This is a genomic window from Granulicoccus phenolivorans DSM 17626 = NBRC 107789 = JCM 15570 (genome assembly GCF_000423085.1).
Taxonomy (GTDB): Bacteria; Actinomycetota; Actinomycetes; order Propionibacteriales; family Propionibacteriaceae; genus Granulicoccus; species Granulicoccus phenolivorans.
The window spans coordinates 20,042-21,415 of the sequence record NZ_KE383976.1 but is presented as its reverse complement, the minus strand read 5'-3'; the positions used below and the strand labels follow the sequence as shown (position 1 = coordinate 21,415).

General features: G+C 46.6%; 2 protein-coding genes. One reads left to right on the top strand and one right to left on the bottom strand.

Going from position 1 to position 1,374, the window contains the following annotated elements; translation table 11 throughout:
- Positions 1–695 (top strand): tyrosine-type recombinase/integrase (locus tag G531_RS25505; RefSeq protein ID WP_155827993.1); only part of this gene is annotated, 695 nt, incomplete at its 5' end.
- A gap of 302 nt (positions 696–997) precedes the next feature.
- On the opposite strand, the gene G531_RS26565 is transcribed toward G531_RS25505, so the two are convergent.
- Positions 998–1,374 (bottom strand): hypothetical protein (locus tag G531_RS26565; protein WP_211221917.1); only part of this gene is annotated, 377 nt, incomplete at its 5' end.

Here is a 1,374-nt window from a genome sequence, read left to right as displayed (position 1 = left end):
AGATTTGTGCACTCACACGTAAAGATATTGACCTTGACTCGATGAACGTGAACGTGGACAAGGCTGTAAAACAGGTGAACGAACTAGGGAAGCCACGCCAACTTATCGTGGGCGACCCTAAGAGTGCAAACAGTGTACGTAAAGTGCCTATCCCCGTATGGCTTAAAGATACTCTTGAAGAGCATCTTATAAAATACGTGGAAGATGAAGCGGATGCGCTCATTATTAAAGCCCCACGCACACGCACAGTGCTCGCACCTCAACAGTTGCGTGCAAACTGGTATAAAGCGCTCAAACATGTGCCACGATTAGAAGGTATGCATTTTCATGATTTACGGCATACGGCTTTGACTCATTATGGTGAGGCTGGAGCGAGCTTGGCGGAGCTTATGGAGATTGCGGGCCACTCGGATATTAAGACGGTGACAGTGTATCAGAATATTAGCCGTGAGCAGCGTGAGCGGACTGCTGAACGGCTTGATAGTCAAATGCAAGCAAGTATCAGCAGTCAGAGCGTGGAACCGTTAGAGGTGGCAAAAACTAGCACTAGTGACCCTCTTATCAGTGTGCTCGGCAATCTGCCAGTTAGTGCGCAGGTGGATGTGTTGAAGAGTCTTGATAAAGACAGACAGGCTCGTATTATTGCTGGGTTGCCGCAGGATAGGCAAGTGGAATTGTTGCCATTGCTGTTGTAAATCTTGCGAAAATAAGTAGGGGGCTAACACCGTATAGTGTTAGCCCCCTACTTTTGTTTTATTTTAATTTTTTGAGAATATCCCAAATACTAAATGTTGTACGCTTATAGATCCTATTTTTAATACTGCGCTTCGGGTTACGAATGAACCCCATACCTTTACGACCATAGAACGGGTTAACCGCTTTCTTCAATGCTCGTTTCGCCCTACCGGTCGTGCGGGCTTTTAAACTCTTCTTTAAGCTTGGCTTTCTTAAACCTACACGCATATTAACGCCTCCTACGAGCTTAGTATACGCTGTACTATTCACGGTCGAGTCGTATCGTGTCCGAGTCAACACTCCAATACTGGCCGCCAATCTTCAATCCGCGAATTGTCCGGTTGCGGATAAGCTGACGTACCTGGCTAGATGTGAAGCTTGTCTCGTTTACCATGTTTACAATCTGTGTCAACTGTTTCAAACTACCGTACAAGCTGCGGTTCTTGAGTAATTGTTCGCGCTGATTTTTTAATTCTGCGCGCAGAGTGGTTAAATCGTTGAGCATGCCACAATATTCACAGTGCGTTTCCAGGTCGTGTTTTGCAGCGTAGACTTCGCGCCCGCATTTCACACATTTGCCTGCTAGTATGCGGTCTTCTGGCCGTGCGAGCGCCTTACACAGTTTCGCGTTCAAAAGAA